Source organism: Streptomyces prasinopilosus (assembly GCF_001419695.1).
Taxonomy (GTDB): Bacteria; Actinomycetota; Actinomycetes; order Streptomycetales; family Streptomycetaceae; genus Streptomyces; species Streptomyces prasinopilosus.
This window is the reverse complement of the sequence record NZ_LIRG01000675.1, coordinates 1-5973: the sequence shown is the minus strand read 5'-3', so window position 1 is coordinate 5973 and position 5973 is coordinate 1. Positions and strand designations below refer to the sequence as shown.

Sequence of the window (5973 nt, the reverse complement as noted above, 5' to 3'; positions counted from 1 at the left end):
CCGACCCACCGACCGGCCGGCGCGTGGCCGTCCCACCCGCACCGCCATCCGCCGCCCCCATCACGAGGAGCCGCCTGATGTCCGACTTCGTACCCGGGCTCGAAGGAGTCGTCGCGTTCGAGACGGAGATCGCCGAACCGGACAAGGAGGGCGGCGCCCTCCGGTACCGGGGCGTCGACATCGAGAATCTGGTCGGGCACGTCTCCTTCGGGAACGTCTGGGGCCTGCTCGTCGACGGCGCCTTCAACCCCGGCCTGCCGCCCGCCGAGCCGTTCCCGATCCCCGTCCACTCCGGTGACGTCCGCGTCGACGTCCAGTCCGCGCTCGCCATGCTGGCACCCGTCTGGGGCCTGAAACCGCTCCTCGACATCGATGCCGAGCAGGCCCGCGACGACCTCGCGCGCGCCGCCGTCATGGCCCTCTCCTACGTCGCCCAGTCCGCGCGCGGCCAGGGCCTGCCCATGGTCCCGCAGAGCGAGATCGACAAGGCGCGTTCCGTCGTCGAACGCTTCATGATCCGCTGGCGCGGCGAACCCGACCCCAAGCACGTCGCCGCCGTCGACGCGTACTGGACCTCCGCCGCCGAGCACGGCATGAACGCCTCCACCTTCACCGCCCGCGTCATCGCCTCCACCGGCGCGGACGTGGCCGCGGCCCTCTCGGGCGCCGTCGGCGCCATGTCGGGGCCCCTGCACGGCGGCGCGCCCTCGCGCGTCCTCGGCATGATCGAGGAGATCGAGCGCACCGGGGACGCCGAGGCGTACGTGAAGCGGGTGCTGGACCAGGGCGAGCGCCTGATGGGCTTCGGCCACCGCGTCTACCGCGCCGAGGACCCCCGCGCCCGCGTGCTGCGCCGCACCGCGCGCGAGCTCGGCGCCCCGCGCTTCGAGGTCGCCGAGGCGCTGGAGAAGGCCGCCCTGGCCGAACTCCACGCCCGCCGCCCCGACCGCGTCCTGGCCACCAACGTCGAGTTCTGGGCCGCCATCGTCCTGGACTTCGCCGAGGTGCCGGCCCACATGTTCACCTCGATGTTCACCTGTGCCCGCACCGCGGGCTGGTCGGCGCACATCCTCGAGCAGAAGCGCACCGGCCGCCTGGTCCGCCCCTCCGCCCGCTACACGGGCCCCGGCGACCGCGACCCGAAGGAGATCGAGGGCTACGCGGACATCGCCGACCGGGCCTGACGCCCGGAACGCGACGGGAGCCCGGGACCCTGGGGTCCCGGGCTCCCGCGCACGCGAACGACCCGCGAGCCCGGCCCTCCGAAGGAGGGGCCGGCCGGACGTACCGGCGACTCGCGGGTCGGGTGACTGCGTGGAATTGGGCCGGTCGCGTGCGTCACGCACGCTGGTCCGACGCCGAACCGAGTACGACGACGGGCTACTGGCCCGCAGCCACCTCTTCCGTCCGGTATGCGTACATCTGCCGAACCACCTCCTTTCCGAAGTACCGCCAGCCTAGGAAGCGGTCCCCCGCGAATCAACCTCTTTTTCGCGCCCCTCCAGGAGGCCCCGGGGAGCGGATGTGCCGGGGGCCCACGACGATTCCCGCAATCTTGCGGGAACCCGGTGTGCGCTGAGTCACGTTCACGTTGAATGATGGCGAGTGGGCGGACCGACGTGCCGTACGGAGGACGCAGTTGCAGGGGGTCCAGGTGAGTGCTTCCCGGCGTAGTGGGACCACCGGTGAGCTGGGGCCCGAAGAGCCCGGGCGGGAGAGTTCGGACGGTGCCGATCTGCTGGCCGCGTTGCTGGACGGCATGGACGCCGCCCTGTGCGCCCTCGACGCGGACGCGGTGGTGACGCACTGGAACCGCGAGGCGGAGCGCGTCCTGGGATGGACCGCGGCCGAGGCCGTGGGCCGGCGGGGCTTCGACGGATGGGCGGTGCGCGGCGCGGACGCCGCGGAGGTCGAGGCGCGGCTGATGTCCGCCATGGACGCCCCGGGCCGGCAGGTGCACGAGTTCGCGCTGCTGACCAAGGACGGCCGCCGGGTGCTGGTGCGGATCCAGTCCGCGGCCGTGCGCGGGCCCGACGGGAGGCCGGCCGGCGTGTACTGCGCGTTCAGCGAGGTGCACGCGCAGATCGACCTGGAGCGGTCGATCGCGCTGAGCGAGGCGCTGCTGGAGGACGCGAGCTGGGGCGTCGTCCTCGTCGACGCCGACCTGCGGCCCGCCGTGGTGAACGCGCACGCGGCGAAGGCGCTCGGCACCGGGCGGACCTCCGTCCTGGGGCGGCCGCTCGGGGACCTGCTGTCGCAGGGCGTGGAGGAACTGGAGAGCGCGCTCACCCACGTACTGGCCCAGGGCGCTCCGCCCGCGCCCGCCGAGATCTGGGTGAGCGTGCGGGAGCCGGAGGGCGAGCGGCGGCGGTGCTGGCGGTGCGGTTTCGTGCGGCTGGCGTCGCCGCTGGCGGAGGAGCCGGTGCCGCTCGGCGTGGGCTGGCTGTTCCAGGACGTGACCGAGGCCCGGCAGGGCGAGCAGGAGGCCTCGCTGGCGCGGTTCCGGGCGCAGCAGCTGCACCGGGCGGCGCGGGCGGCGGCCGAGTGCGAGGACCCGGCGGAGGCCGTCACCGTCCACCTGGACTTCGCGCTCGCCGGATTCGCCGACCACGCGCTGATCGACCGCGTGGCGGACCGCACAGCCGGCGGGGGCGCGGGGGACGGGGAGGACGCGGGCCGGGTCCGCCTGGTGCGGATCGCGGCCACGCCGTCCGGGGCGCCGGGACCGAGCCGGCTCGCCGGGCAGGCGGGCCTGCCGGTGCGGTACGCCGAGGGCCATCCCGCCCTGCGGTGCGTCGAGCGGGCCGGTTCCGTACGGGCCGACGCGGGGGCGGTGCCGGCCCGGGAGGCGCGCGCGTGGGCGGTGTCCCGGCAGTGGCCGGAGGACACCGCGCACGCCCTGTGCACGGTGCTGCGCAGCCGGGGGCGGACGCTCGGTGCCGTGACGTTTCTGCGGGGGCCGGGGCGCCACGCCTTCGAACGCCCCGACGCGATGTACGCGGAGGAGGTGGCCCACCGCATCGCCGCGGCCCTGGACCTGAGGGAGGCGGCCGGACGGCGGGAGTGACCCCGGGGCGGCGGCCGGGTACCCGGAGCGGCGCCGGTGACGGCGGCGGGACCGGGAGCCGGCCCGGGGTCCGGCCGGGCGCGGGTCCGGTGCCGGTCCCGTGCGGGCGGGGATTCAGTGCCGGTAGAAGATCCGGTCGCCGTACTGCTCCAGGACGCGGCCGTTCCAGTCGTGGCCGCCGTCGACGTTGCCGGAGCGCAGGAGGGGCGGCTCGATGCCGCGGTCGGCCAGGGAGGCGGCCGCGGTGGCCATGACCGCCTGGAGGAGGGCCGTGGTGACGACGGTGGAGGCGGGGGCGAAGGGGGCGGGGACGTTGTCCAGGGTCAGCTCCGCGTCACCGACCGCGATCTTGGAGTCCAGGACGAGATCGCAGTGGTCCTTGAGGTACGTCCCCGACACGTGCCGGGACGTCGTCCGCGTCGCGTACGCCACCGAGGTCACGCCGATGACCTTCAGGCCCAGGGCGCGGGCGTTCACGGCCATCTCCACGGGGAGCGCGTTGCGTCCGGACAGGGAGACGATCACCAGCGCGTCACCCGCGCGGGCCGGGGACGAGTCGAGCACGGCGCCCGCGAGTCCGTCGACGCGTTCGAGGGCCGAGCCGAGGGTGGCCGGCATCACGTCGACGCCGACGGTGCCCGGGACGGTGAGCAGGTTCATCAGGGCGAGTCCGCCCGCGCGGTAGACGACGTCCTGCGCGGCGAGCGAGGAGTGGCCGGCGCCGAAGGCGAAGAGGCGCCCGCCGTCCGCGACCGTGTCGGCGAGCAGGAGGCCCGCGGCCGCGACGGAGTCGGCCTCCTCGTCGCGGATCCGGTGCAGCAGGCCGATCGCGGCGTCGAGGAACCGGCCGGCCGGCGTACGGTCGCTCATGCGGCATCCCTTCGGGGTGGACTGCTGCCGATCACCGTGCGGTCCGGACCAGTACCCTGTCAACACGGCGGCCCGAGGGGCCCGGAAACCCCCCGCGGGGGTCCTGTACCACCGTGCACCACCCCGTGCACACCTTTCGTTCCACGGCGCGGCTCGGTTGTCGGCGCCATGCGTCAGAATTGACTCCAGGGCCAGCGCATGCGCCGGTGAGCCGTCCAGCCTCCGGCAGAGCCAATCGCAGATCTCATCGAGGGGCACGTATGTCCGGACTGATCGACACCACGGAGATGTATCTCCGCACCATCCTCGAGCTGGAGGAGGAGGGCGTGGTCCCCATGCGCGCCAGGATCGCGGAGCGCCTCGACCAGAGCGGACCGACGGTCAGCCAGACGGTGGCCCGGATGGAGCGCGACGGCCTGGTCTCCGTCGCCCCCGACCGGCACCTGGAGTTCACCGAGGAGGGCCGCCGGCTCGCCACCCGCGTGATGCGCAAGCACCGCCTCGCCGAGTGCCTGCTCGTCGACGTGATCGGCCTGGAGTGGGAGCAGGTGCACGCCGAGGCCTGCCGCTGGGAGCACGTGATGAGCGAGGCCGTCGAGCGCCGCGTGCTGGAACTGCTGCGGCACCCCACCGAGTCGCCCTACGGCAACCCGATCCCGGGCCTGGAGGAGCTGGGCGAGAAGGACGGCGCCGACCCGTTCCTGGACGAGGGCATGGTGTCCCTGGCCGATCTCGACCCGGGCGCCGAGGGCAAGACGGTCGTGGTGCGCCGCATCGGCGAGCCGATCCAGACGGACGCGCAGCTGATGTACACGCTGCGCCGGGCGGGCGTCCAGCCCGGCTCGGTGGTCAGCGTGACGGAGTCGTCCGGCGGTGTGCTGGTGGGCAGCGGCGGTGAGGCGGCCGAGCTGGCGAAGGACGTCGCCTCGCACGTGTTCGTCGCCAAGCCGTAGCCCGGACCCGCCGGAGGACGTGCGTCCGCGCGTTCGCCTGTCCGGGTGTCCGGGTGTCCGTGTCCGGTCAACTCCGTTGCGGTGAAGGGAAGTTGACCCGGAGGTGTCGTGGCTCCGGCGCGATCGCGCCGAATCCGGACCGGGTGTGCCGAAGGGCAGCGCGCGCCGGGTTCGCGTGCGAGGCTGTCGCGTGAGGCATATGACCCGAGGGGCTCTCGGCCGGGCCGATCGCCCCGTCGTCCGGCCGGGGAGGGGCGGAAGGATGTGCCGTGACCACGTGAGGAGCCCCGGCGCCGTAGGGCGCCGGGGCCTGTCCTCCCCTGTGCTGACCCGGAGCCCCGAGCTCTCAGGGTCATTCCCTGCGGACCAATTTCCCCGAGAGGTCCGCTCCCTGCTGGAGATCTCCCCGCGGTCGCGGCGATCAATCCTCGAGCGGTGTCACTCGTACGTGGGATGTTGACGGCTGGAACCCTTTTCCCGAAAGCGCATTCGATAACTTGTGGGGCGGCAGCAGGCGGGGCAGGCAGCACGGCAGGCAGCGAGCTGGGGGTGCCGGGACGATGGCGCGACGCATCGACGTGACGGGGGCGGACGGCGTACGTCTCGCCGCCTGGGAGTTCGGCGATCCGCCCAAGGCCGGCGGCCCGCCGGAGCGCACCACCGGGAGCGGCGCCCCGGGCGTGCTGTTGCTCCACGGGCTCATGGGCCGTGCCTCGCACTGGGCGTCCACCGCCCGCCGGCTCTCCGGACGGTACCGGGCGGTCGCCCTGGACCAGCGCGGCCACGGGCGCAGCGACAAGCCCCCGCAGGCCTCGTTCACCCGTGACGCCTACGTCGACGACACCGAGGCCGCCCTCGAGCAGCTGGGCCTCGGCCCGGCCGTCCTCGTCGGCCACGCCATGGGCGCCCTGACCGCCTGGCAGCTGGCCGCCAAGCGCCCCGACCTGGTGCGCGGGCTGGTCGTCTGCGACATGCGGGCCTCCGCGCTCGGGGCCGCCTCGCAGCGCGAGTGGGCCCAGTGGTTCGAGACCTGGCCCGTCCCGTTCGCCACCCTCGCCGAACCACTTGCGGACGTCGGCGAGG

At 74.2% G+C, this 5973-nt stretch carries 5 protein-coding genes; 4 read left to right on the top strand and 1 reads right to left on the bottom strand.

The window, feature by feature from the left end; all coding sequences use genetic code 11:
* The first annotated feature begins 77 nt into the window (after positions 1–77).
* Both AOK18_RS24345 and AOK18_RS24340 read left to right on the top strand, forming a co-directional pair.
* Positions 78–1184, top strand: coding sequence for a citrate synthase 2 (locus tag AOK18_RS24345; RefSeq protein WP_055572964.1), 1107 nt, complete (start codon positions 78–80; stop codon positions 1182–1184).
* A gap of 470 nt (positions 1185–1654) precedes the next feature.
* Positions 1655–3067, top strand: coding sequence for a PAS domain-containing protein (locus AOK18_RS24340; protein ID WP_055695718.1), 1413 nt, complete (start codon positions 1655–1657; stop codon positions 3065–3067).
* A gap of 114 nt (positions 3068–3181) precedes the next feature.
* On the opposite strand, the gene AOK18_RS24335 is transcribed toward AOK18_RS24340, so the two are convergent.
* Positions 3182–3937, bottom strand: a complete 756-nt coding sequence (locus AOK18_RS24335) for an SIS domain-containing protein (protein ID WP_055574360.1) — start codon at positions 3935–3937, stop codon at positions 3182–3184.
* Positions 3938–4197: 260 nt separating this feature from the next.
* Here AOK18_RS24335 and AOK18_RS24330 point away from each other — a divergent pair, with 260 nt between their 5' ends.
* Complete coding sequence (locus AOK18_RS24330) at positions 4198–4890, top strand: iron-dependent transcriptional repressor DtxR (protein ID WP_055574361.1); 693 nt, start codon at positions 4198–4200, stop codon at positions 4888–4890.
* A 560-nt stretch (positions 4891–5450) separates the two neighbouring features.
* Positions 5451–5973: alpha/beta fold hydrolase (locus tag AOK18_RS24325; RefSeq protein WP_157865156.1), on the top strand; the 523-nt coding region annotated here is incomplete at its 3' end.